Genomic DNA, 21505 nt, shown 5'->3' on the forward strand with positions numbered 1-21505 from the left:
AGCCAATTCTGTTACAAGTGATGGATGCAGGGAGGTTACGAGTCGCCTCAGTGGGGTGTCAAGAGTAGGATGCGCAGCCGTCTCACCAGTGTGGAGAGGGCTTCGGTGGATTCGCGTCAGCACACCTCGAGCAGGTCTGCCCGGTGGCGGGGCATGGCCGAGCACATCGTGCGCCAGGGCTCGGCCTCGGTCGCGGAGCTCGCCGAGAGCTTCGGGGTGAGCGTGATGACCGTCCACCGCGACCTCGACGAGCTGGAGCGGCAGGGCATGGTCCGCAAGGTCCGCGGCGGCGCGACGGCCCAGGCCAGCAACGTGTGGGAGAGCAACATCGCCTACCGGCTGCAGGCCCACACCGCGGAGAAGGACGCGATCGCGCGGGTGGTCGCGGCGCAGATCGAGCCGGGCAGCTCGGTCATGCTCGACGACTCGACCACCGCCCTCGCCGTGGCGCGCCACCTGGCCGAGCTGGCCCCGCTGACCGTGGTGACGAACTTCCTGGAGGCGATCCGGCTGCTGGCCGGCACCCCCGACATCCGGCTCATCGCGCTCGGCGGCGAGTACCACCCGAGCCACGACTCCTTCCTCGGGCTCGGCTGCGTCGACGCGGCCGAGGCGGTGAGCACCGACGTGGTCGTGGTGTCCACCTCGGCGATCTCCGACCAGTACGCCTTCCACCAGGAGCAGGAGATCGTGCTGGTCAAGCGGGCGATGCTGCGCTCGGGCGCGCGGCGGGTGCTGGCCGTGGACGGCTCGAAGCTGGCCCGGGTGGCGCTGCACCGGGTGGCGCCGCTGGAGGACTTCGACGTCGTCGTGGTCGACTCGGGCGCGCCGGCCGAGCTGCTGCAGCGGCTGCGCGACCGGCACGGCAACGTCCTGGTCGCCCAGGTGTGATCGCGAGGCGAATGTAACGTCTGAGGGCGTTATTTGTAACTCGACTCTTGTTAAGAGCACAGCCTGCTTGCTAGAAAGTGAGGGCTTTCGCCCCCCAACGCTTAGGAAGCAGCATGGGTCATCCCTCGCGCCGGTCCTTCCTCGGCCTCGGCGGCGCCGCGTTCGCCCTGGCCTTCACCACCGACCTGGCCGACCCCTGGACCGCGCCGGCGTCCGCGCGGGCCGCGGCCGGCGGCGACTATCCCTTCCAGCTCGGCGTGGCCTCCGGCGACCCGCTGCCCGACCGGGTCGTGCTCTGGACGCGGCTGGCGCCCAGGCCGCTGGAGCCGCTCGGCGGCCTGCCGTTCAACAAGATCAAGGTGGAGTGGGAGATCGCCGAGGACGAGGCGTTCACCCGGCGGGTGCGCCACGGCTCCACCTGGGCCCGGCCCGAGTACGGCCACTCCGTGCACGTGGACGCCACCGGCCTGCGCCCCGCCCGCGACTACTACTACCGCTTCCGCGCCGGCGGCGAGCTGAGCCCGGCCGGCCGCACCAGGACCGCGCCCGCCAGGGACGCCAGCCCCGAGGCGCTGCGGCTGGCCTTCGCCTCGTGCGCGTCCTGGCAGGACGGCTACTACAGCGCCTACCGCCACCTCGCCGACGAGCGCCCCGACGTGGTCTTCCACCTCGGCGACTACATCTACGAGTACGGCATCGTCCCGATGGGCGGCAACCGCAACACGCCGGTCCCCGAGCAGTTCCGGGTGCAGTGCGACACCCTCGACCGCTACCGCGTCCAGTACGGCCTCTACAAGAGCGACCCCGACCTGCAGGCCGCCCACCACAGCGCGCCCTGGATCGTCACCTGGGACGACCACGAGGTGCTCGACAACTGGGCCGGCCGCTACGGCCCCGGCGGCGAGGTCACCGAACAGGACTACCTGGTCATCCGCGCCAACGCCTTCCGCGCCTTCTGGGAGAACCAGCCCGTCCGGTTACCCTCCGTCGAGGGCCCGGACGCGCGCATCTACCGCCGCTTCACCTTCGGCGACCTGGCCGAGTTCAACGTGCTCGACACCCGCCAGTACCGCGACGACCAGGCCTGCGGCGACGGCCAGCAGGTGGACTGCGCCGACCGGCTCGACCCGGCCCGCCAGATGATCGGCGCCGAGCAGGAGAAGTGGCTGCTGGACGGCCTCGGCGCCTCCCGCGCCCGCTGGAACGTGCTCGCCCAGCAGGTCGCCATGATGCAGCTCGACTACGACGCCGGCCCCGCCCAGAAGCTCAGCATGGACCTGTGGGACGGCTACAAGGCCGCCAAGGACCGGCTGCTGACCGGCCTGACCGAGCGGCGGGTCGGCAACCCCGTCGTGCTGACCGGCGACATCCACTACAACCTGGCCGGCGAGCTGCGCACGAACTTCGACGACCCGGCCACGCCCGCCGTCGGCGTCGAGTTCGTCTGCACGTCCGTCACCAGCGGCGGCAACGGCAACCCGGGCACCGGCGTGCCGCCCGGCGGCAGCGACCCGGTCAACCCTCACCTGAAGTTCTCCAACTACCAGCGCGGCTACGTCTCCTGCGAGGTGACGCGCGGCCAGTGGCGCTCCGACTACCGGGTCGTCCCGTACGTGGACCGGCCCGGCGCGCCGGTCTCCACCCGCGCCAGCCTGGTCACCCTCGACGGCGCCCCCGGCCTGCACGCGCTCTAGGAGGAAGTCACCGTCATGCGTCACCGCACCGCCGCGCTCGCCGCCACCGCCCTGGCCGCCGCCGCGCTCACCGCGCCCGCGTTCACCGCACCCGCTCTCGCCGCACCCACGCCCTCCCCCGGGCTGCCGTCGGCCGTCGCGTCGGAACCGCCGTCGTCGGCCCAGGTCAAGGTGCGGCCGGGCACGTCGAAGGGCACCGGCGCGCTGACCCCGGTCGCCGGGGCCGACCGCCTGGTGGCCCCGCTCGGCGTCGACCCCGCCTGCCCCGCCAAGATCGAGATCGGCCTGCGCAGCGACGCGAAGAAGGCCGCCTACGCGAGCGCGCGGATCGAGATCGACCCGCCGCTGACCGCCTCCCGCACCATGCTGACCAGCTACCTGCCGCCCGGCTACGAGCTCGGCGCGAAACTGCTGGTGGCCGTGCCGCCCGGCACCGCCGAAGGCACCTACGGCCTGCGCCTCCGCACCCCCTCCCGCACCCTGGAGGTGCCGGTCGAGGTCCTGCCCGTGGACCGGCTCGACAACGGCGGCAACCTCGCCCTGCGCCGCCCCGTCACCGCCTCCTCCCAGCACGTCAACGCCAACTACCCGCCGTGCAGCGTCGTGGACGGCGACCGCTCCTCCAACGGCTGGGCCGGCGGCAACGGCTGGAACGACGCCACCGCCCGCGCCTGGCCGGACACCGTGGACATCGCGCTCGGCGGCGCGCGCCAGATCTCCCGGGCCGACCTCTACACGCTCGACACCGAGCGCTACCCGGCCTCCCGCTACGGCGTGCGCGACTGGGACGTCCAGGCCCGGGTGGGCGGCCAGTGGCAGACGGTCGCGCAGGTGCGCGGCAACACCGCGGGGAACGCGCGCTCGGACTTCGCGCCGGTCACCGCGGACGCGGTCCGCATCGTGGCGCTCGCCTCCAACGGCGCCAACGACTACACCCGCATCATCGAGGTCGAAGTCCGCTGAGCGAAGGGAGAACGCCGGTGAGCGGCACGTTCACTCGGATCACGCCGCCCCGCACCAAGGTGGGGCTGGTCGCCGGAGGGCTGGGGGCGTACTGGCCGCAGTTCCCCGATCTGCTGCCGCAGCTGCGGCGCTCCTCCGCCCGCGTCGCCGAGCGGATGCGGGACCTCGACTGCGAGGTCGTGGACGTCGGCTTCATCTCCGACGCCCAGGAAGGCGCGGCGGCCGCCGAACGGCTGCGCGCCGAAGGGTGCGACCTCATCGTCGGGTTCCTCACGACGTACATGACGGCCACCATGCTCGTGCCGATCGCGCAGCGCAGCGGCGCCCCCGTGCTGCTGATCAACCTGCAGCCGACCGAGTCGATGGACCACGCCACCTTCGACACCGGCCAGTGGCTGGCCTACTGCGGCGCCTGCCCGCTGCCGGAGATGGCCAACGCCTTCACCCGCTGCGGCATCCCGTTCCGCTCGGTCTCGGGCTACCTGGAGGACGAGCGGGCCTGGCAGCGCATCGGCCGCTGGGTGAAGGCCGCCGGCGTGCGGGCCGCGCTGCGCCGCGGCCGGCACGGCCTGATGGGCCACCTCTACCCCGGCATGCTGGACGTGGCCACCGACCTGACGCTGGTCAGCGCCAACCTCGGCGGGCACGTCGAGGTGCTGGAGTTCGACGACCTGCGGGTGCGGGTGGAGAAGGTCTCCGACGACGAGGCCGGCGCCCGCGTCGCGCTGGCCCGCGAGGTCTTCGAGCTGGACGCGTCGGTGAACGAGGAGGACCTCCAGTGGGCCGCCCGCGTCTCGGCCGGCCTGGACCGCCTGGTCGAGGACTTCGCGCTGGACAGCCTCGCCTACTACCACCGCGGCCTGGACGGCGAGATCCACGAGCGGCTCGGCGCGGGCATGATCCTCGGCGCGTCCCTGCTCACGGCGCGCGGCGTCCCGGCGGCCGGCGAGTACGAGCTGCGCACCTCCCTCGCCATGCTGATCATGGACCGGCTGGGCGGCGGCGGCTCCTTCACCGAGCTGCAGGCGCTCGACTTCGCCCGCGGCCACGTCGAGATGGGCCACGACGGCCCCGCCCACCTGGCGATCAGCTCGCGCCGCCCGCTGCTGCGCGGCCTCGGCGTCTACCACGGCAAGCGCGGCTGGGGCGTGTCGGTCGAGTTCGACGTGACGCGCGGCCCGGTCACCGCGTTCGGGCTGCGCCAGGACCGCGACGGCCGCTACGGCTTCGTCGTCTCCGAGGGCGAGGTCGCCGAGGGGCCGCTGCTGCAGATCGGCAACACCACCTCGCGCGTCGACTTCGGCTGCGACCCGGGCGAGTGGACCGACGCCTGGAGCGCTAGCGGCATCTCCCACCACTGGGCGCTCGGCACCGGCCACCGCCTGGCCGAGCTGCGCGCGGTCGCCGACCTGCTGGGAGCCGAGGTCACCGCCGTCCAGCCGTAGCGATCAGCGGGCGATCAGCGGGCGATCAGCGGGCGATCAGCGGGCGGCCGGCGGGTGATCAGCGGGCCGGGTGCCCGTACGATGAGGGCGTGCGCGGACTTATCGGCTCGTTGTGGAACGAGCCGCGGGCGCCGGGCGCGCCGCGGCGGGGGTGGCGGGACTGGGCGCTCGTCGCCGGGGTGGTGGCGGCCGCGCTCCTGGAAGGGGCGCTGCGGCCGGACCTGCCGTCGCGGCCGCTGTCGGTGGCCGTCACGGCGGGGCTGGCGCCGCTGCTGCTGTGGCGGCGCGGCAAGCCGCTGCTCATGCTGGCGCTCGCCTTCGCGGTGACGTCGGCGGCGTCGCTGGCCACGGGCGGGCGGGACGTCGAGACGTACACGCTGGCGTTCGTGCTGATCCTCGTCTACGCGGTGTTCCGCTGGGGGTCGGGCCGGGAGGCGCTGACCGGGCTCGCGCTCGGGCTGGCCGCGGTGGGCCTGTCGGCGGCGCAGGGCCGCCTGGAGCCGGCCGACCTGGTCGGCGCGCTGGCGGTCATGTCGGCCGCGCTCGGGCTTGGCGGGGCGACCCGGTTCCGGGCCGGCGCGCGGCTGCGCGAGCTGGACCGGGTGAAGCTGCTGGAGCGCGAGCAGCTGGCCCGCGAGCTGCACGACCTCGTGGCCCACCACGTCTCGGCGATGGCGATCAGGGCGCAGGCGGGCCTCGCCGCCGCGGCGGCCGCGCAGCCGGACGCCGCGGCCGACGCGCTGCGCGTCATCGAGGCCGAGGCGTCGCGCACGCTGGCCGAGATGCGCACGATGGTGCACGTGCTGCGCCGCAACGAGCCGGCCGAGCTGACGCCCGGCAAGCAGCTCGCCGACCTGGCCGAGCTGGCGGGCCGGGCCCGGGTCGGGCCGGCGGTGGACGTCGAGATCGACGGCGACGTCGCGGGCGTGCCGCCGCCGGTCGGGGCGGCGATCTACCGCATCGCCCAGGAGTCGGTCACCAACGCGCGGCGGCACGCGCGGCACGCCACCCGCATCGAGGTGCGGGTGACGGCCGACGACGCGGCGGTGCGGCTGCGGGTCAGCGACGACGGCGACGGCGTCGTGGCGCGGCAGATCTCCGCGGCCGGGTACGGGCTGATCGGGATGATCGAGCGCGCCGGGCTGCTGGGCGGCACCTGCGAGGCCGGCCCGAACCCCGGCCGCGGCTGGACGGTCACGGCCGTGCTGCCGAGGACGGGGGCGGCGACGTGAACCACGAGGAGACGGCCAGGCCGGACGCGAGCGGGCCGGCCCGCGAGCAGGGGGACGCGCCGATCCGGGTGATCGTCGCCGACGACCAGGAGATCGCCAGGACCGGCCTGCGCATGATCCTCGACCTCCAGCCCGGCATCGAGGTGATCGCCGAGGCCGGCGACGGCCGCCGCGCGGTGGAGCTGGCCCGGCGGCTGCGCCCCGACGTCTGCCTGTTCGACATCCGCATGCCCGCCCTGGACGGCATCGAGGCCACCCGCCTGCTGGCCGGTCCGGAGGTCGCCGACCCGATCGCGGTGGTCGTCATCACCACCTTCGACCTCGACGAGTACGTCTACGCCGCGCTGCGGGCCGGCGCCCGCGGCTTCCTGCTCAAGGACGCCGGCCCTGCCCTGCTGTCGCAGGCGGTGCGGGCGGCGGCGGCCGGCGACGCGCTCATCGCGCCCAGCATCACGGCCCGGCTGCTGGGCGCGTTCGCCGGGGCGGCGCCGTCCGGGCCGCTCGCGCAGCCGATCGAGGCGCTGACCGACCGGGAGGAGCAGATCCTGGCGACCGTGGCGCGCGGCCGGACCAACAGCGAGATCGCCGCCGAGCTGCACATCTCGCTCAGCACGGTCAAGAGCCACGTGGCGAGCCTGATGACCAAGCTCGGCGTGCGCAACCGGGTGGAGATCGCGATGTGGGCGTACGAGACGAACCGGATCAGGCGCTGACCGCCCGGCGGGCCCGCCGCCGGCGGATCAGCCATTCGGCCACGGCCAGGTTGACCGCCCAGCCGGCGCCGAGGAGCAGCGCCCGGGTGTTCCCGGCGGGCTGGCCGGCGACCGCGGCCCACAGGCTCACGATCACCGCCTGGCTGCCCGCGCCGAGGCCGAGGGCGTAGCCGCGGGTCATCCAGGCGCGGTGCGCGCGGTGGTCGCGGCGCAGCACGGCGGCCAGGCCGAGCAGGAGCGCGGCGGCCATCGCCGAGCCGAACCCGATCCTGAGGACCGTCAGCAGCTCGACGTCCACCGGCCGGCGCGGGTAGAACACGGTCAGCCACAGCCCGGACAGCGCCGCGGCGAGCCCGCACGGCAGCAGGATCCGCCCCATGAGCCGGTGCCGGGCGGGCGGCCGGCGCCCGCCGAACTGGAAGGCGCCGAGCACGGTGTACACGCTCGCCCCGACGATGTGCACCACCAGGGGCGCGGCGGCGAGGTGGGTGTCGTCGGGCAGCACGTCCGGCCCGACGAGCGCCAGGCCGGACAGCTCCGACAGCCGGAGCGTGCCGGCCACCACGGGGACGAGGGAGAGTGCCACCAGCCCGGCGGGCACGAGCCGCGACCTGCGGGCGGGCCGGGGGCCGGGCGGGGTGGTGGGCGGGGTGCTGGGCGGGGTGGCAGGTGCCTGGGTCATGTCCCGATCGTGGCGGCCGGCGGCGGCCGGTTCATCGGCGCTTCGGCTCTGGCCGGGCCGTCCCTAAGGCCGGGCGGAAGGTCGTACTTTCGGCCGTTACCGGGCGGCGGGGCCGCGCTCACACTGGCGTCCAACCGTCCCCGCCGACCCTAGGGAGCGCCCGATGAAGGCCTTCGTCCTCGACTCGTACGGACCGCCCGACGCCCTGAAGCTGACCGAGGTCCCCCGCCCCGTGCCCGGCCCCGGCGAGGTGCTGGTGCGGGTGCGCGCCACGTCCGTCCAGCCCTTCGACTGGCACCTGATGCGCGGCGAGCCGCGCCTGGCCCGGCTGATGCCCGGCGGTCCGGGGATCCTGCGGCCCAGCCTGCCGATCCTCGGCGCGGACGTCGCCGGCGTGGTGGAGGAGCTGGGGCCGGGCGTGCGCGAGGTGGCGCCGGGCGACGAGGTGTACGCCATGTCCGGGCAGGGCGGGTTCGGCGAGTACGCCGCCGTCCGGGTCACCGACCTGGCGCCCAAACCGGCGACGTTGTCGTTCGAGGAGGCGGCGGCCGTCCCGATGGCGGCCCAGACCGCCCTGCTGGCGCTGCGCGACGACGGCGGCCTGCGGGAGGGGCAGCGGGTCCTGGTGAACGGCGCCTCCGGCGGGGTGGGCACGTTCGCCGTGCAGCTCGCGAAGGCGTTCGGCGGGGTCGTCACCGGCGTGTGCAGCCCGGCCAACGTGGACCTGGTGGGCTCGCTCGGCGCCGGGGAGGTCGTCGACTACACCAAGGAGGACCTGCTGCGCCTCGGCCGCCGCTTCGACCTGGTCGTCGACGTCGCGGGCAGCCTTCCGGGCCGCGCCTGGCGGCGGCTGGTCCGGCCGGGGGGCGCGCACGTGCAGGTGGGCGGGCGGGGCACCCGGTGGCTGCAGCCGATGGGGCGGATGTTCGCCACGATGGCGCTGGCGCCGTTCCTGCCGCACCGGGTGGCCATCACCACCGGCCCGTGGCGCGAGACCCGGGCCAACCTGATGACGCTGACGGGGTTCATCGACGGCGGCGACGTGCGGCCGGTCATCGACCGGCGGTACGGCTTCGCGGAGATCCCGGCGGCCGTCCGCTACCAGGAGGAAGGGCACGCGCGGGGCAAGGTCGTCGTCACCGTGGCCCCGTGATTCTCATAACCCCGGCGTTTCAGGGCATTCTAGGGAACCGCGCAGGACGCACGACAGCGATGGGAGTCCTTGATGCCGTTCCTGACCCAGCTCGCCGACGTCGCGCGCCGCACCGGCAGCCCGGTGACCGAGGTGGCCGGCTGGCGGACCCGCGGCCACGGGCCGCAGCCCGAGGTGCAGGGCGTCGTCTGCCACCACACGGCCGGTCCCGCCGGCGGCGGGGACTACCCGTCGCTGGCCGTGGTGCGTGACGGCCGCCCCGGGCTCGACGGCCCGCTGTCGCACTTCGGGCTCGGCAGGTCCGGGCGCATCTACGTCATCGCCGCCGGCCGGTGCTGGCACAACGCGCCCTCGACCTCGCCCTGGCACGACAACTCCAGCGCCCTCGGCATCGAGGCCGAGAACAACGGCACGCAGCCCTGGCCCGCCGCGCAGCAGGAGTCCTACGTCCGGCTGTGCGCGGAGCTGTGCCGCGAGTTCGGGCTGCCGGCCTCGCGGGTCAAGGCGCACCGCGAGGTCAACACCGCCAAGCCCGACCCCCACTCCATCGACATGGACGACTTCCGGGCGTCCGTGGCCGCCATCATCAAGAGCGGCCCGGACGCCTTCTGGACGGAGGAGCTCGTGAAGAACCTGCCGGTGATCCGGCTCGGCGACGACGGTTACGACGTCAAGACCGTGCGGGCCTGCCTGTTCGCGCGCGGCCACGTGCCGCCCGCCGCGTACGCCGGCCTGCCGGACGGGCTGCGCGGCTGGCTGGAGTCCACGGTGGCCGACGACGGGCTGATCGCGCTGGTGCGGGCGTTCCAGCAGGCCAGGGGGATCGGCGAGGACGGCGTCGTCGGCCCGGAGACGTGGCCGCCGCTGCTGCGCGTCTGACCCCCCGCCTGCCGCCGGCTCAGCGGACGATGGTGCGGGCGGCGGCCAGCACACCGTCCTGGAAGCCCTCGACCCGGATCACGTGGGCCTCCCCGGCCCCCGGCACGGACACGGTGACGATCTCCTGCGTCAGGTCCGCCGAGGCCCGCGGCCGGCCGTCCAGGTAGACGTCGGCCCGGTCCAGCAGGTGGGTGCGCAGGGTCAGCTCGCCGGCCCCGGCCTCCACCTCCAGGCGGCGGGCCGGCAGCGCGGCGAGCAGCCGTCCGGCGTGCTCCAGCAGGTCGGCGTTGTCCTCCAGGACGTCGCGCCGGGTCATGCGGTGGCGCTCGTCCGGGGCCACGCCGAGGTCCTCGACCGGGGTGCCGGCCAGGTCGTGCACCCGCACCGAGCGGCGGATCGCCACCCGCATGTTCGCCCCGCCGGGCAGCTCCTGGTACGGCGTGCCGGGCGCCGGCTCGGGCACCTCCAGCAGGAGCTTCAGCAGGGCGTGGGTCCACACGTTCGCGCCGCCCGCGCCGGTGTTGTCGGCCACGCCGAGCACCGGGCCGATCTTGTGGTCCTGGAAGCCGGCGGCGAAGATGTCGGTCGCCGAGTAGCAGCGGGCGTCGGTGACCAGCACCACGGGGCCGTGGTACTGCTGGCCGAGCGCGTTCGCGCCGCCGGCGGGCGTGATGGGGAAGCCGCCGGAGTAGACCGAGCCGGTCTCCAGCGCCTGGTTCATCGACGCGCACCAGGGCCCGAGGTCGATCTGGCCGGTGGGGTCCTGCCCGTGCTGGGCGCAGATGCGGGTGTTCAGCGGGGTCGTGATGAACTGCGTCGGCTCCGGCGTGATCGGGCGGGGCGTGAGCGTCTGGAGGGTGAACTCGCTGGCGTAGATGTGGCCGCCGCCGTTGCCGCGCACGTCCACGACGAGCCCGTCCTGCGGGAGCAGGCCGATGAGGCGGACGAACTCGCGGACGAACCCGTCGGGGTCCTGCACGTTGAAGGTGAACACGCGCAGGTGGCCGAACGTGCCGGAGGCGGTGGTGACGCTCCTCGCGCGGAAGACCGCCGGCATGGACGTGGCGACGGCCCCGGCCGGCCCGTCCGGCTCCGCGCTCTGACCGGCGGTGAGGTCGGCGGTGAGGTCGGCGGCGTCCGTCGACTCGGCCGCGGTGATCGCCTCGGGCACGTAGAGCAGCTTGACGGCCCGGCCGATCTCGTCGGTGGCGAGGTCGAGGCCCTGGGCGACGGCCGCGGCGGTGAGCTCGTCGGCGTTGACGAACGGCGGCAGGTTCTCCACCACCCGCCACCGCTCGCGCAGCTCCCTGGCGATGCCGTCGGCGCCGACGTGGCCGAGCACCACCCAGTCCTCGTCCGGCGGCACGTGGATGCGCAGCGGCCGGATCGTCAGCGACTCCAGGCCGCGGGCGTGCGCGGCCGCCGGGTTGCTGCCGGCGAAGCGCAGGGCGCTGAGGTCGACCGCCCGGTCGATCGGCACGCCGTTCCAGTGGGTGACCTCGACGCCCGGCCCGAACCCCGGCGCGGCGAACCCGGCGACGACCCGGGCGACCACGTAGTGCCGCTCGTCGCCCTCGTAGTACTCCTCGATCTGGTACGGCAGGTAGGCGATGCGGCCGGCGAACGGCTCCGGCAGCAGGTAGTTCGTGTGCAGGTCGCGCAGCGAGAGGAAGATCTGCGACAGCTCGGCGTGGAAGCGCCACTCGGGGTCCATGGTCTGGTCGCTCTGCCTGGCCAGCCGCAGCGCCAGCAGCCGCAGCCGCTGGACCGGGTTGACCGCGTGCATCGCGACCTTGAGCGGCAGGTGCACGTAGTTCTGCTCGATGAGCACCTGCGCCTGCCCGACCAGCGTGCGCCGGTCGGCGAGGGTCAGCGTGCCGGCCCTGCGCAGGAAGTCCCGCAGCTCCACCGCGTCGGCGAGCCGCTTGCCCGCGCCTGAGTCCTCGGTCATCTCGCACACCCGTCCCGTCGTCGGGCACGGTGGCGGAGCGGGGGCTCCCCGACCACGCCGTCGGACTGCTCGGAGCCTGTTCGGACGCTCCGCAGCCTGGCACCGGCGGGCGGCGGGCCGCCTCGGGAGGCGGCCTAGGACTTTCCCTAGTCGGCGGCCCGCTCCGGGCCGGCCGCCGCCAGGAAGGCGCGGGCGCCCGGCTCGACGGCGGCGCGGAAGGCGGCGTCCAGCTCGGCGGGCGTCGCCGTCGTGGCGCCGTCCACCCAGGAGCGCAGCAGCGCCAGGAACGCCCCGGCCAGGCAGGTCGCCAGCAGGTCGAGCGCGGCCGAGGGGCGGGCGCCGGCGGCGCGCAGCTCGTCGTGGACGAGGGCGTGCAGCAGCTCCTCGCCGCGCGCCAGCACCTGGTTGCCGCCGCCGCGGCGGCCCAGCAGGGCGCGCAGCAGCCGCCGCCGCTCGTGCGCGTGCTCGAACAGGGGCAGGCTGAACGCGAACAGCCGGCCCCCCTCCCCCACCGGGCCCGGCCGCAGGAAGTCGAGCTCGTCGAGGTTGCTGAACAGCACGTCCCGCTTGTCGGCGAAGTGCGCGTAGAAGGTGGAGCGGCCCACGTCCGCGCGGTGGATGACGTCGGTGACCGTCACCGCGTCGTAGCCCTTCTCCAGGATGAGCGCCACCAGGGCCTCCTGCACCAGCCGCCGCGTGCGCCGCACCCTCCGGTCTCCGGACACCTGCCGCCCTCCTGTCCGATACGGCACATCCGGGGCCATCCGGTCGTTGACCCCCCGCCATTATGAACACAGGATTCAACAGTGAACACATCGTCCGGGAACGGGAGGCGCGTCATGGGTCTGGGGAAGCTGCTGCACCAGCACGAGGAGCACGCCGACGAGGGCGGCACCATCGACCGGCCGCGGGCGTACGAGGCCGCCGCCGCGATCGGGTTCGGCGGGGCCCGGCGCGCGGCGTTCCTGCGGGTGGCCGCCGCCGCCCGGCCCCGGCCCGGGGACCGGGTGCTGGACGTCGGCTGCGGCACCGGCTACCTCACCCGCCTGCTCGCGCCGGTCGCCGGGCCGGACGGGCACGTCACCGGGCTCGACCCGGCGCCCGCGATGGTGGAGTACGCCCGGCGCCGCGCCCCGGCCAACTGCGACTACGTCCACGGCGCCGGGCAGGACCTGCCCTTCCCCGACGGCTCGTTCGACCTGGTGGTCTCCAGCCTCGCCGTGCACCACATGCCGGCCGCGGCGCGGCCCGAGGCGGTGCGGCAGATGCACCGGGTGCTGCGGCCGGGCGGGCGGCTGCTGATCGCCGAGTTCCGGCCGCCGGCCGGGCGGCTGGCCCGGCGGCTGGTCGGCCTGCTGTCGGGGCCCGCCATGCGGCACGACCCGCGCGACCTGCTCGGCTCGATGATCCCGGACGCCGGGTTCACCGTGGAGGCCGAGGGGGAGCTGCCGCAGCTGCTCTACTACGTCCGGGCCAGGAAGGCCGGCTGAGGAGGGTCAGGAGCAGGTGGTGCGGTCGGCGGGGACGGCGCCGTCCAGCAGGAAGCGGTTCACCGCGTCGTCCACGCACGCGCTGCCCGCGCCGTACGCGCCGTGGCCCTCGCCCCGGTGGATCAGCTCGACGCCGACGCCGAGCCGTTCGGCCATGCGGGCGGCGCCCTCGTACGGGGTCGCCGGGTCGCCGGTGGTGCCGATCACCAGGATGGGCGGGGCGCCGGGCGCGCTGACGTCGAAGGCGGGCGCGGCCCCGGCCACCGGCCAGCCGGTGCACTGCAGCAGCGACCAGGCCATCAGCTCGCCGAAGACCGGCGAGGCCGCGCGGAAGCCGGGCAGCCGGTCGCGCACGTCGGCGACGCTGTAGCGGTCGCTGGAGTCGGCGCAGTTGACGGCGGCGTTGGCGGACTGCAGGTTGTTGTAGCGGCCGCCGGCGCGCCGGCCGTACAGGGCGTCGGAGAAGGCCAGCAGCAGGTCGCCCCGCCCGTCGGCGAGGGCCTGGCGCAGCGCGGTGCGCAGGTACGGCCAGAAGTCGCGGGAGTACAGGGCGGCGGCGATGCCGTACAGGGCGTGGGTCTGGGTGAGGGACCGCCCCGCGGCGGCCGGCAGGGGCGCGGTGTCGAGCCGGCCGAGCAGCCGGGCGATCCGCTTGCCGCCGCGCCTCGCGCCGCGGAAGGGGCAGTCGCGGCGAGCGGCGCAGTCGCGCAGGAAGTTGCCGAGCGCCCGCTGGAAGCCCCGCGCCTGGTGCAGCGCGACCTGCGCGGCGTCCTCGGTGGGGTCCACGACGCCGTCGAGCACCATGCGGCCGACCCGGTGCGGGAAGAGGTGGGCGTAGACGGCGCCGAGCCGGGTGCCGTAGGAGATGCCGAAGTAGTGGAGCCGGTCCTCGCCGAGCGCCTGGCGGAGCAGGTCGAGGTCGCGGGCGGCGTCCTCGGTGCCGACGTGCGGCAGGGTGGCGCGGGCGTGGCGGACGCAGGCGGCGGTGAAGGCGCGGAAGCCGCCGGTCAGGGCGCGTTCCTCGGCCGGGCCGTCGGGGGTGCCGTCCAGGTCGCGCCAGGTGTCGAAGGCCCGGCCGTCGAGGCAGCGCACGCCGTCGCTGCGGCCGACGCCGCGCGGGTCGAGGCTGACCAGGTCGTAGCGGCGGTGCAGCTTCAGGTACGACGCGCGGGCCAGGGACGGCAGCGTGACCACGCCGGAGTCGCCGGGGCCGCCGAAGTTGAACACCAGCGAGCCGAGGCGCCGCTCCCCCGGGCCCGGCCTGGCCTGCGCGCGGACCAGCGCGAGCCGCAGCCGGGGGCCGCCCGGGCGGGCGTGGTCGAGCGGCGCCTTCAGCGTGGCGCACTGCCAGGGGGTGCCGTCGGGCAGCGGCTTCGGCGGGTCGCCGCCGCCCTGCGTGGAGGCCGGCGCGAGGCACGGCTTCCACCGCAGCTCCTGCGCGCCCAGGGCCGCCCCGAACGCGGGCCCGAAGGCGGGCCCGGACGCCGGCCCGGACGCCGGCCCGGACGACGGCCCGGACGACGGCCCGGACGACGTGCCCGAGGACGTGCCCGACGACGCGCCCGACGACGCGCCGGGCGGGGAGCCGGGCGATCGGTCGTCCTCGGCCGGCGCGGGCGGGGCCGCGACGACGGCGATCACCAGGGCCAGGGCGGCCGTGACCGCGAATCTCCTCATGCGCGCTCCTCGGGGCAGGCGGGCGGCCGGTCGCCGCGGGACGACAGCCTGGCCGCCCGCCCGTCCCGGCGTCCGGCGGTTTCCCCGCACTTGGCGCGGCGTGGACCACGTCATGAAACTTTCACCCGGCGACGGCCGGGTCCGCGCCGGTCGCGGGGCTGGTGGACGGCGCGGGCGGCGGAAAGGGACCGGCCGGCGGCCCGGTTCCAGCGGGGCCGGATGACCCGGGGGGACGGCCCCGGGCACGTCCGGCGCATAAGGTCCCCGCCGTGGGACCCGCCCTTCCCCCCTCCAGGAGGACGTGCATGCGAAGTCGCATCGCGCTGCTGCTCGCCGCCATCGCCACGGCGCTGCTGCCGCTCACCCCGGCGCAGGCCGCGTACGGACCCCCGAACCCGATCATTTTGCAGGTGAACGCCGGCGACGGCACCCTGCTCGCCCGCGTCGAGGGCACGGTCGCCTTCGACGACGGCAACACGCGGTACACGTACTCGCTGGTGTTGTGCCGCCGTTCGAGCTTCCAGGCGCCGTACGTGCGGATCTACGTCAACGGCGCCTACCGCGACTCCCTCTACTGGAACCCGTCCACCACCGTCCCCTGGTGCCAGTACGCCGGCTTCGCCTCACCGCACTCCGCCGAGGTGGACTACGGGGCGCTCGTGCAGAACGTGCGCTTCGAGCTGATCGGCTCGAGCTTCCCGAACAACGTCTACAAGGAGCACCACAGCTCGACGACGTACGACAACCCGTACAACTGACCTGCGGGCGCCTCCCTCCGGCCTGCCACCGGAGGGAGGTTGGTCATGCCCGGCATCACTTCTCGACGCCGCGGCGCAGCAGCGACCAGGCGCGCTCGGCGGTGGCGCGCCGCTCGGCGGCCGGGATGTGCGCGAGCGCGCCCGCGATCATGCCGAAGACCAGCATGAGGTCGTCGGCCGTGACGCCGGGGCGCAGGCGCGGCGCGCGCCGCGGGTCGGCCAGCACCCCGGCGAGCAGGCCGGTGACGCGCTCGCGCAGGCCGAGGACGCGCTGGTCGGGCTCGCGCGTGGCGCGGGAGACCAGCTCGATGAGCCCGGTCGAGGAGACGGCCTGGTCGGTCATCAGCGCCAGCAGGTCGTCGAGGGTGCTGCCGGGCTCGGCGGCGAGCGCCTCCAGGGCGGTGACGCCCTCCTCGAACACGGCCATGGCCAGCGCGACGCGGTCGGGGAAGTGCCGGTAGAGGCTGCCCTGGCCGACGCCCGCGGCGCGGGCGACGGAGCTGAGCGGGGCGCCGTACCCCTCGGTGGCGAAGACCTCGCGGGCGGCGGCGATGAGCGCCGCCCGGTTCGCCGCGGCGGCGCTGGGTCCTCGGTTCGGTCGACGCGAGCCCGGCACGGAGGCTATGGTAACAACCGGACAGCACTGTCCGGTTGGCGGGCGATCCCTCCGCGAGGCCCGCCGTCCAGAGCGGAAGGACGGGCTCATGAACGCATTCGACGACCGCGTCGCCCTGATCACGGGCGCGGGCTCGGGCATCGGCAGGGCGATGGCGCTGGCCTTCGCCAAGGCCGGCGCCCGGGTCGTGGTCTCCGACATCGACCGGGCGCGGGCCGAGGAGAGCGCCGCGCTCATCGGCGCCGAAGCGCTCGCCGTGACCGCCGACGTCGGCGACCAGGCGTCGGTGGCGGCCCTCGTGGAGGCCGCGATCGGCGCGTACGGCCGCGTCGACGTGCTCTGCAACAACGCCGGCATCCTCGACTCGATGGCCCTGCCCGCCGACATCACGCCCGAGATCTGGGAGCGGGTCATCCGGGTGAACCTGACCGGCGCCTTCCTCGTCACGCACGCGGTGCTGCCGCACATGCTGCGCCAGGGCCGCGGCGCGATCGTCAACACCGCCTCCGAGGCCGGCATCCGCGGCGGCGCGGCGGGCGCCGCCTACACCGCCTCCAAGCACGGCGTGGTCGGCCTGACCAAGAGCGTCGCCTGGGCCTACGCCAAGGACGGCATCCGCTGCAACGCCATCCTGCCCGGCCCGACCATGACCAACATCGCCGCCGGGGCCGCCTTCGACCCCGCGGGCGCCGCCCGCCTGTCGCCGGTGCTGGCCCTCGGCGAGCTGATGGCCCAGCCGGAACAGATGGCCGACGCCGCGCTCTACCTGGCCTCGGACGCCGCCTCGTTCGTCAACGGCGCGATCGTCCCCGTGGACGGCGGCTGGTCCGCCGGCTGACCGCCACCGCCGCCGCGCCTGCCGGCCGGCCCCCTGCAAGAGATGCCGATCCCCTGGTAGTGGCCCGGCCGGTCGTGGGGAGGAACCCGTCATGAACATCACCGTCGACACCGACAAGTGCTGCGGGGCCGGGCAGTGCGTGCTGCTCGCCCCCGCCGTCTTCGACCAGGGCGAGGACGACGGCATCGTCGTACTGCTGGATCCGTCGCCGGCCGGGGAGCAGCACGCCGCCGTCCGCGAGGCCGCGAGCGTCTGCCCCGCCGGGGCCATCACGGCGGACGAGGGGCCTTGACGGCCGTCCCGGACAGCGTGCTGGTCGTGGGCGCCTCGGCGGGCGGCCTGGCCGTCGCCGAGGCGCTGCGCCGCCAGGGCTACCGCGGCTCGCTGACCCTGCTCGGGGCCGAGCCGCATCCGCCCTACGACCGGCCGCCGCTGTCGAAGCAGATCCTCGCGGGGACGTGGGAGGGCGAGCGCGCGCACCTGCGCCCGCCCGCCGAGCTGGCGGGGCTGGAGGCGGAGCTCGTGCTCGGCGACCCCGCCGTCCGGCTGGACGCCGCCGCGCGCGAGGTCGTCACCGCCTCCGGCCGGGTGCTGCGCGCGCAGGCCGTGGTGCTGGCCACCGGCCTGACGCCGGCCCGGCTGCCCGGCCAGGACGGCCTCGCCGGGGTGCACGTGCTGCGCACGCTCGACGACGCCCTCGCCTTGCGCGCCCGCCTGCTCACCGGGCCCCGCCTGGTGGTCGTCGGCGAGGGCGTGCTGGGGGCCGAGGTCGCCGCCACGGCGCGCGGCATGGGCCTCGACGTGACGCTCGCCGGGATGGGCGCGGCCGTCCTCGGCGACCAGCTCGCCGGGCCCGTCGCCGCGCTGCTCACCCGGCTGCACGCCGAACGGGGCGTGCGGCTGCGGCTCGGATCCGCGGTGGCGGGGCTGGCGGGCGGCGAGGGCGGGGTGACCGGCGTCCGGCTGGCCACCGGCGAGCTGCTGCCCGCCGACGCCGTCGTGGTCGCCGTCGGCTCGCGTCCGGCCACCGGCTGGCTGGCCGGCAGCGGGCTGCGGCTGGGCGACGGCGTGGAGTGCGACTCCCGCTGCCGCGCCGCCGACGACGTCTACGCCGTCGGCGACCTCGCCTCCTTCCACCACGAGCGGCTGGGACGGCGGATGCGCCTGGAGAACCGCGCCAACGCCGCCGAGCAGGCCCAGGTCGTGGCGGCCAACCTGCTCGGCGAGGACCGGCCCTACGTCCCGGTGCCGTACTTCTGGAGCGACCAGTACGACGTCAAGCTCCAGGCCCACGGCTTCCCGCACCCGCGGGCGGACGTCGAGGTCGTCGAGGGCGACCCGGACGCCAACCGGTTCGCCGCCCTCCTCCGCCTCGACGGCGTGGTCACCGGCGTGCTCGGCTGGAACATGGCCAAGGCCGCCCGCCTGCACCGCCGGCACGTCGTGGACGCACTCGGCGGCTGAGGCCGCACACCGAGGCCGAGGAGGCGCCGGCGGGAGCCGTCCCAGGGCGGGTGTCAGTGGGCGGGCAGTTCCTCGTCCAGCCCCGCGGGGGCGTCCGTCAGGGGCCGGCGGGCGGCGGCGCGGCGGCCAGGGATGGTGGCGACGATGAGGGCCGCCAGCACCGCGACGCCCGCGCCGATGACGAACCCGGCCCGGAAGCCCGCCTCCGACGGCAGCGTGACGGGCCCGACCTTGATCGTCAGGTTGGCCAGGACCGCGCCGAGCACCGCGCTGGCCGAGGAGGTGCCGATCGCCCGCATGAGGCTGTTGAGGCCGTTGGCGGCGGCGGTCTCGGTACGCGGCACCGCCGCCATGATGATCGACGGCATGGCCGCGTAGGCGAAGCCGATGCCGGCCGCCACCACGGCCGAGAAGATCAGGATGCCCCAGGCGTACCCCATGAGGGCCAGCGCGAGCAGATAGCCGCAGGCGATGACGAGCGTGCCGAGCAGCAGCGACGTCTTCGGCCCCCGCGCCGCCGACAGCCGGGCCGCGACCGGCGAGATCGCCATCATGACCAGCCCCGCCGGCGCCATCCACAGGCCCGCCTCGACCATCGAGCGGCCCAGGCCGTAGCCGGTGGCGGTGGGGAGCTGGAGGAGCTGCGGGGTGATGAGCGACATCGCGTACATGGCGAAGCCGATCACGATGGAGGCCAGGTTCGTCAGCAGCACCTGGCGGCGGGCGGTGGTGCGCAGGTCGATCAGCGGCGCCGGCACGCGCAGCTCCCACCAGCCCCACAGCAGCAGGACCACCGCCGAGGCGGCGAACATGCCGAGCGTGGCGCCGCTGGTCCAGCCCCACTCGCTGCCCTTGGAGATCGGCAGCAGGAGCAGCACGAGCCCGGCCGACAGCCCGGCCGCGCCCACCGCGTCGAACCGGCCCGGCGACTTGACCGGCGACTCGGGCACGACGAGCAGGATCAGCACGCTCATCACCAGCCCGAGCCCGGCGGCCGCCCAGAACAGCGCGTGCCAGCTCACGTACTGGGCGACGAGCGCGGCGGCGGGCAGGCCGAGCGCGCCGCCGACGCCGAGCGAGGAGCTCATCAGGCCGATGGCCGAGCCGAGGCGCTGCGGCGGGAGCACGTCCCGCATGATGGCGATGCCGAGCGGGATCACGCCCATGCCGAGGCCCTGGAGGGCGCGGCCGGCGACCATGGGCGTCAGCGACTCGGCCGGCGCGCACACGAACGAGCCGGCGGCCAGCAGCAGGGCGCTGACGACCATGACGCGGCGCTTGCCGTACAGGTCGCCCAACCGGCCGGAGACGGGCATCGCCACCGCGCCGGCGACGAGGGTGGCGGTGATCGCCCAGAAGGCGTTGGCGGTGGTGGTGCGCAGGAGCTCGGGCAGGGTGGCGATCAGCGGGACGATGAGGGTCTGCATGAGCGAGACCGTGATGCCGGCCGCCGCCAGCACCCCGACGACGAGCCCGCTGCGCGCCGTGCTCCCTGAAGCGTCCATGCGTCTCTCTCCCGCTCTCCGACGGCCCGCCCGGCAAGGCGCAAATGCTGTGCATGATACATATTCCCGGCCACCGGATATTCTTGACCTCCCGACGGGAGGCAGTGTGCGCAGGGAGATCGCCGACATCGAGCGGGAGCTCATGCTGATCGGCCGCTACAAGGAGCTGGCGACGGCCGTCCGGCCCGACGAGCGGCGGCTGGAGCGCAGCAGCTACATCCTGCTGAGCCGGCTCCAGGCCGAGGGGCCGATGTCGATCGGGCAGCTCGCGCAGGCGTTCGGCCTCGACACCTCGACCGTCAACCGGCAGACCGCCGTCCTGCTGCGTTCGGGGCTGGCCGAGCGCATCCCCGACCCGGAGGGCGGCATGGCGCGCAAGCTCCGCGTCACCGACGAGGGGCTGCGGCGGGTGGCGGCCGAGCGGGCGTGCCGGCTGGAGGGGCTGGCCAAGGTGCTGGACGGCTGGACGCCGGAGGAGCTGCGCTCCTTCGCCGCCGGCCTGGCGCACTTCAACGCCAGCATCGAACGCTGACCGGGCGGCGGGCCGGGCGGCGGGCCGGCTAGCCGAGCGGGACGTCCGCCGGGCGGGAGGGCACGGCGTCCAGCGCGGCGAGCGTGGCCTCGTCGAAGGTGACCGCGCCGGCGGCCACGTTCTCCTCCAGGTGCGCCACGCTGGAGGTGCCGGGGATGAGCAGCACGTGGGGCGCGTGGTGCAGCAGCCAGGCGAGGCCGATCTGGGACGGCGTGCGGCCTAGGGAGGCCGCCGCGGCGACGACGGCCGCCTCGCCGGTGACCTTCGGCATCTGGGGGAAGGCGCCGCCGAGCGGGAAGAACGGCACCCAGGCGACGCCCTCGTCCCGGCACAGGCGGAGCAGGGGCTCGTCGTCGCGGCAGACGAGGCTGTAGGCGTTCTGGACGCAGGCGATGCCGGCGGGGAGCGCGCGGCGCAGGCCGTCGAGGGTGACGCTGCCCAGCCCGATCGCGCCGATCTTGCCCTCGTCGCGCATCGCCGTCATCACCGCGAGCTGGTCGTCGAGGTCGACGCGCTGGTCGCCCTCGGCGCGGAGGCCGGGGCCGGCGTCCAGGCGGCGCAGGTTCACCACCGGGATCCGGTCCAGGCCGAGGCTCTTGAGGTTGTCCTCGACGCTGGCGCGCAGCTCTTCGGGGCGTTGCGCGGGCCGGAGCGGGAGGCGGCCGCCGGGGTCGGGGGTGGCGCCGACCTTGCTGACGATCGTCACGCCGTCGTCCGGGCGGATCGCCTCGCCCAGCAGCCCGTTGACGAAGCCGTCGCCGTAGAAGTAGGCGGTGTCGATGTGGTCGACGCCGAGCTCGACGGCGCGGCGCAGGAGGGCGAGGGCGGCGGCGCGGTCGCCGCGCAGGCGTTCGAGCTGCATCGCGCCGTAGCCGACGCGGGAGACGGCGCGTCCGGCGAGGCCGGCGGTGCCGCCGGGCCTGGGAATCTGCATGATGGTCCTGTCGACGTAGGATGGGCGGAGATAGCGGAGGTGCCTCCGGTATCTTCCGCCGACTATAGAGCAATACCGGAGGTTCCTC

General features: G+C 75.1%; 21 protein-coding genes. 14 read left to right on the forward strand and 7 right to left on the reverse strand.

The window, feature by feature from the left end:
• Positions 1–153 precede the first annotated feature (153 nt).
• The 6 genes from MF672_RS18880 to MF672_RS18905 all read left to right on the forward strand — a co-directional run bounded on the left by MF672_RS18880 (position 154) and on the right by MF672_RS18905 (position 6938).
• Positions 154–891: a DeoR/GlpR family DNA-binding transcription regulator gene (locus tag MF672_RS18880; protein WP_242380687.1), complete on the forward strand. Its 738-nt coding sequence runs from the start codon at positions 154–156 to the stop codon at positions 889–891.
• A gap of 113 nt (positions 892–1004) precedes the next feature.
• Positions 1005–2585, forward strand: a complete 1581-nt coding sequence (locus MF672_RS18885) for an alkaline phosphatase D family protein (protein WP_242380688.1) — start codon at positions 1005–1007, stop codon at positions 2583–2585.
• 15 nt (positions 2586–2600) lie between these two features.
• The gene (locus MF672_RS51415; protein ID WP_302893232.1) at positions 2601–3548 is read left to right on the forward strand and encodes a discoidin domain-containing protein; all 948 of its coding nucleotides are present in this window, start codon (positions 2601–2603) and stop codon (positions 3546–3548) included.
• Between the two features lie 17 nt (positions 3549–3565).
• Positions 3566–4993 (forward strand): L-fucose/L-arabinose isomerase family protein, encoded by a 1428-nt coding sequence (locus MF672_RS18895; protein ID WP_242380689.1) that lies wholly within the window; start codon positions 3566–3568, stop codon positions 4991–4993.
• A gap of 89 nt (positions 4994–5082) precedes the next feature.
• Entirely contained in the window at positions 5083–6225 is a 1143-nt protein-coding gene (locus MF672_RS18900; RefSeq protein WP_242380690.1) for a sensor histidine kinase, read from the forward strand.
• Positions 6226–6293: 68 nt separating this feature from the next.
• Entirely contained in the window at positions 6294–6938 is a 645-nt protein-coding gene (locus MF672_RS18905) for a response regulator (protein WP_302893299.1), read from the forward strand.
• On the opposite strand, the gene MF672_RS18910 is transcribed toward MF672_RS18905, so the two are convergent.
• Positions 6928–7620, reverse strand: a complete 693-nt coding sequence (locus tag MF672_RS18910) for a DUF2306 domain-containing protein (protein ID WP_242380691.1) — start codon at positions 7618–7620, stop codon at positions 6928–6930. The two genes, MF672_RS18905 and MF672_RS18910, sit on opposite strands and share 11 nt — an antisense overlap.
• Positions 7621–7783: 163 nt before the next feature.
• Here MF672_RS18910 and MF672_RS18915 point away from each other — a divergent pair, with 163 nt between their 5' ends.
• A complete protein-coding gene (locus MF672_RS18915) occupies positions 7784–8773 on the forward strand; it encodes an NAD(P)-dependent alcohol dehydrogenase (protein WP_242380692.1) in 990 nt (329 codons plus the stop codon).
• Positions 8774–8845: 72 nt separating this feature from the next.
• On the forward strand, positions 8846–9652 hold the full coding sequence (locus MF672_RS18920; RefSeq protein WP_242380693.1) for a peptidoglycan recognition protein family protein: 807 nt from the start codon (positions 8846–8848) through the stop codon (positions 9650–9652).
• A gap of 19 nt (positions 9653–9671) precedes the next feature.
• Here the strand turns inward: MF672_RS18920 and MF672_RS18925 are convergent, their stop codons facing one another.
• Both MF672_RS18925 and MF672_RS18930 read right to left on the reverse strand, forming a co-directional pair.
• Complete coding sequence (locus MF672_RS18925) at positions 9672–11603, reverse strand: S41 family peptidase (protein ID WP_242380694.1); 1932 nt, start codon at positions 11601–11603, stop codon at positions 9672–9674.
• 146 nt (positions 11604–11749) lie between these two features.
• Complete coding sequence (locus MF672_RS18930) at positions 11750–12328, reverse strand: TetR/AcrR family transcriptional regulator (RefSeq protein ID WP_242380695.1); 579 nt, start codon at positions 12326–12328, stop codon at positions 11750–11752.
• 114 nt (positions 12329–12442) lie between these two features.
• On the opposite strand from MF672_RS18930, the gene MF672_RS18935 reads away from it, so the two are divergent.
• A complete protein-coding gene (locus tag MF672_RS18935; RefSeq protein WP_242380696.1) occupies positions 12443–13093 on the forward strand; it encodes a class I SAM-dependent methyltransferase in 651 nt (216 codons plus the stop codon).
• A 6-nt stretch (positions 13094–13099) separates the two neighbouring features.
• Here the strand turns inward: MF672_RS18935 and MF672_RS18940 are convergent, their stop codons facing one another.
• On the reverse strand, positions 13100–14770 hold the full coding sequence (locus MF672_RS18940; protein ID WP_247815311.1) for an alpha/beta hydrolase: 1671 nt from the start codon (positions 14768–14770) through the stop codon (positions 13100–13102).
• Between the two features lie 305 nt (positions 14771–15075).
• On the opposite strand from MF672_RS18940, the gene MF672_RS18945 reads away from it, so the two are divergent.
• A complete protein-coding gene (locus MF672_RS18945) occupies positions 15076–15528 on the forward strand; it encodes a hypothetical protein (RefSeq protein ID WP_247815312.1) in 453 nt (150 codons plus the stop codon).
• 55 nt (positions 15529–15583) lie between these two features.
• Here the strand turns inward: MF672_RS18945 and MF672_RS18950 are convergent, their stop codons facing one another.
• Positions 15584–16144: a TetR family transcriptional regulator gene (locus tag MF672_RS18950; RefSeq protein ID WP_242384052.1), complete on the reverse strand. Its 561-nt coding sequence runs from the start codon at positions 16142–16144 to the stop codon at positions 15584–15586.
• 88 nt (positions 16145–16232) lie between these two features.
• Here MF672_RS18950 and MF672_RS18955 point away from each other — a divergent pair, with 88 nt between their 5' ends.
• From MF672_RS18955 to MF672_RS18965, 3 genes are all read left to right on the forward strand, one after another.
• Positions 16233–16982: an SDR family NAD(P)-dependent oxidoreductase gene (locus MF672_RS18955; protein ID WP_242384053.1), complete on the forward strand. Its 750-nt coding sequence runs from the start codon at positions 16233–16235 to the stop codon at positions 16980–16982.
• A gap of 91 nt (positions 16983–17073) precedes the next feature.
• Positions 17074–17274 carry a ferredoxin gene (locus MF672_RS18960; RefSeq protein ID WP_242384054.1) on the forward strand — a complete coding sequence of 67 codons (201 nt, stop codon included), beginning with the start codon at positions 17074–17076 and terminating at the stop codon, positions 17272–17274.
• Positions 17271–18446, forward strand: a complete 1176-nt coding sequence (locus MF672_RS18965) for an NAD(P)/FAD-dependent oxidoreductase (RefSeq protein ID WP_247815313.1) — start codon at positions 17271–17273, stop codon at positions 18444–18446. Before MF672_RS18960 ends, MF672_RS18965 begins: the two co-directional genes overlap by 4 nt.
• A 53-nt stretch (positions 18447–18499) precedes the next feature.
• Here the strand turns inward: MF672_RS18965 and MF672_RS18970 are convergent, their stop codons facing one another.
• On the reverse strand, positions 18500–19951 hold the full coding sequence (locus MF672_RS18970; RefSeq protein WP_242381597.1) for an MFS transporter: 1452 nt from the start codon (positions 19949–19951) through the stop codon (positions 18500–18502).
• A 106-nt stretch (positions 19952–20057) separates the two neighbouring features.
• On the opposite strand from MF672_RS18970, the gene MF672_RS18975 reads away from it, so the two are divergent.
• Positions 20058–20483 carry a MarR family winged helix-turn-helix transcriptional regulator gene (locus MF672_RS18975; protein ID WP_242381596.1) on the forward strand — a complete coding sequence of 142 codons (426 nt, stop codon included), beginning with the start codon at positions 20058–20060 and terminating at the stop codon, positions 20481–20483.
• Positions 20484–20511: 28 nt separating this feature from the next.
• Here the strand turns inward: MF672_RS18975 and MF672_RS18980 are convergent, their stop codons facing one another.
• Complete coding sequence (locus tag MF672_RS18980; RefSeq protein ID WP_242381595.1) at positions 20512–21417, reverse strand: aldo/keto reductase; 906 nt, start codon at positions 21415–21417, stop codon at positions 20512–20514.
• Positions 21418–21505: the final 88 nt, after the last annotated feature.

Origin of the sequence: Actinomadura luzonensis (assembly GCF_022664455.2) — a bacterium.
In the GTDB taxonomy this organism is placed as follows: Bacteria; Actinomycetota; Actinomycetes; order Streptosporangiales; family Streptosporangiaceae; genus Nonomuraea; species Nonomuraea luzonensis.

Excerpts from the sequence above, each read along its gene's own strand:
- MF672_RS18880 (WP_242380687.1), top strand. The coding sequence starts at position 154 with ATGGCCGAGCACATCGTGCGCCAGGGCTCGGCCTCGGTCGCGGAGCTC.
- MF672_RS18885 (WP_242380688.1), top strand. The coding sequence starts at position 1,005 with ATGGGTCATCCCTCGCGCCGGTCCTTCCTCGGCCTCGGCGGCGCCGCG.
- MF672_RS51415 (WP_302893232.1), top strand. The coding sequence starts at position 2,601 with ATGCGTCACCGCACCGCCGCGCTCGCCGCCACCGCCCTGGCCGCCGCC.
- MF672_RS18910 (WP_242380691.1), bottom strand. The coding sequence starts at position 7,620 with ATGACCCAGGCACCTGCCACCCCGCCCAGCACCCCGCCCACCACCCCG.
- MF672_RS18915 (WP_242380692.1), top strand. The coding sequence starts at position 7,784 with ATGAAGGCCTTCGTCCTCGACTCGTACGGACCGCCCGACGCCCTGAAG.
- MF672_RS18920 (WP_242380693.1), top strand. The coding sequence starts at position 8,846 with ATGCCGTTCCTGACCCAGCTCGCCGACGTCGCGCGCCGCACCGGCAGC.
- MF672_RS18925 (WP_242380694.1), bottom strand. The coding sequence starts at position 11,603 with ATGACCGAGGACTCAGGCGCGGGCAAGCGGCTCGCCGACGCGGTGGAG.
- MF672_RS18935 (WP_242380696.1), top strand. The coding sequence starts at position 12,443 with ATGGGTCTGGGGAAGCTGCTGCACCAGCACGAGGAGCACGCCGACGAG.
- MF672_RS18940 (WP_247815311.1), bottom strand. The coding sequence starts at position 14,770 with ATGAGGAGATTCGCGGTCACGGCCGCCCTGGCCCTGGTGATCGCCGTC.
- MF672_RS18945 (WP_247815312.1), top strand. The coding sequence starts at position 15,076 with ATGCGAAGTCGCATCGCGCTGCTGCTCGCCGCCATCGCCACGGCGCTG.
- MF672_RS18955 (WP_242384053.1), top strand. The coding sequence starts at position 16,233 with ATGAACGCATTCGACGACCGCGTCGCCCTGATCACGGGCGCGGGCTCG.
- MF672_RS18960 (WP_242384054.1), top strand. The coding sequence starts at position 17,074 with ATGAACATCACCGTCGACACCGACAAGTGCTGCGGGGCCGGGCAGTGC.
- MF672_RS18970 (WP_242381597.1), bottom strand. The coding sequence starts at position 19,951 with ATGGACGCTTCAGGGAGCACGGCGCGCAGCGGGCTCGTCGTCGGGGTG.
- MF672_RS18980 (WP_242381595.1), bottom strand. The coding sequence starts at position 21,417 with ATGCAGATTCCCAGGCCCGGCGGCACCGCCGGCCTCGCCGGACGCGCC.